At 73.3% G+C, this 1,660-nt stretch carries 2 protein-coding genes; both read left to right on the top strand.

Annotated features, from left to right (window positions below; genetic code table 11):
* Window positions 1–1,247: trypsin-like peptidase domain-containing protein (locus tag E1200_RS33190; RefSeq protein ID WP_131956615.1), on the top strand; the 1,247-nt coding region annotated here is incomplete at its 5' end.
* An 83-nt stretch (window positions 1,248–1,330) separates the two neighbouring features.
* Window positions 1,331–1,660: sec-independent translocase (locus E1200_RS33195; protein WP_131956617.1), on the top strand; the 330-nt coding region annotated here is incomplete at its 3' end.

The following is a 1,660-nucleotide window of genomic DNA, read 5'->3' on the forward strand; positions in this document are numbered from 1 at the left end:
GCCCGCCGCCCGCGCCCATGGGCCCGCCGCCCGCACCGATGGGCCCGCCGCCCGGCGGCGGCCCCCGCCCCATGGCCGGTTACGGGACGCCGCCCGGCGGCGGCCCGAACTGGGCACCGGTCCCCGCCCCGCCGTCGTCCTCGCGCGGCGGCCCGGGCCTCGGGCTCCTCGCCCTCATCGCCGCGATCGTCGCGCTGGTGGCCGGCGCGCTCGGCGCCGGCATCGGCGTCGTCGCCACCGGCGGCGACGACGGCGGCTCGATCAGCCTCGGCGGCGGCGACGGCAGCGGCGGCGGCGAAGTGCAGGCCCGCCCGCCGGACTCCGTCGCCGGCGTGGCGCAGCGCGTCCTGCCGAGCGTCGTGATGATCCGGGTCGAGTCCTCGCAGGGCGAGGTCGGCGGCACCGGCTTCATCGTCAACGGCGGCTACATCATCACCAACAACCACGTCGTGTCCGGCGCCGGCGGCAGCGCCATCGAGATCGTCTTCAACGACAAGAAGACGCTCCCCGCCACCGTCAAGGGCGCCGACCCCACCTCGGACGTCGCCGTCCTGCAGCCCGAGGGCCGGCACTCGCTGCCCGCGCTCGCCGTCGGCGACTCCAGCAAGATCGCCGTCGGCGACCCGGTGATCGCGATCGGCTCGCCGCTCGGCCTGCAGGGCTCGGTCACCACCGGCATCGTCAGCTCGCTGAACCGCGCCGTCCCCACCCGCGGCGAGGGCGGCGACGCGTCCTACCTCAACGCCATCCAGACCGACGCGGCGATCAACCCCGGCAACTCCGGCGGCCCGCTCGTCGACGCCAAGGGCCGCGTGATCGGCATCAACACCGCCATCGCCACCCTCGGCGGCGGTCAGGGCCTCGGCGAGCAGCCCAGCGGCAGCATCGGCCTCGGCTTCGCGATCCCCATCAACCAGGGCAAGCGGGTCGCCGAGGAGATCATCCGCAACGGCAGCGTCCGGCAGGCCAAACTCGGCGTCCTGCCCGACCCCCGCTACCAGGAGGGCGGCGCGCGGATCATGCCGGAGGCCGTCAACGGGCAGGAGCCCGTGACCCGCAACGGCCCCGCCGACAAGGCCGGCCTCAAGCCCGGCGACGTCATCACCCGCATCGACGACAAGCCCATCGAGGACGCCACCGACCTCATCGCGCAGATCCGCAGCCGCGCCCCCGGCGACCGCATCACGGTCACCTTCCAGCGCGACGGCCGCGAAAGCACCGTCGAAGTGACCCTCGGGTCCGATTAGGGGAGCCACCGGGGGTCCGCTTCGTCCGGGCTCGGGATACGCTTGGGGGGCCGGTCCGCCGCAGGGCCGGTCCCCTTCGCTGCATGGAGGACGGCTTGTTCGACGTCGGAGTGGCTGAGATGGCGGTGCTCGCCGTGCTCGCCCTGGTCATCTTCGGGGACAAACTGCCTCAGGTCGCCGGCCAGGCCGGCCGCATGCTGCGCCAGTTCCGCGACATGGCCAACAACGCCAAGGCGGACCTCCAGGAGAACCTCGGGCCCGAGTTCAAAGACTTCGACATCAACGACCTCAACCCGAAGACGTTCGTCCGCAAACACCTCTGGGAAGACGACGACCGCCCCCTGAACAGCAAGGGCGCGCTCTTCGACGACGAATTCTCCCCCACCGCCGCCACCCCCGGCACCCTGGGCTAC

Origin of the sequence: Actinomadura sp. GC306 (genome assembly GCF_004348665.1) — a bacterium.
GTDB lineage: Bacteria > Actinomycetota > Actinomycetes > Streptosporangiales > Streptosporangiaceae > Spirillospora.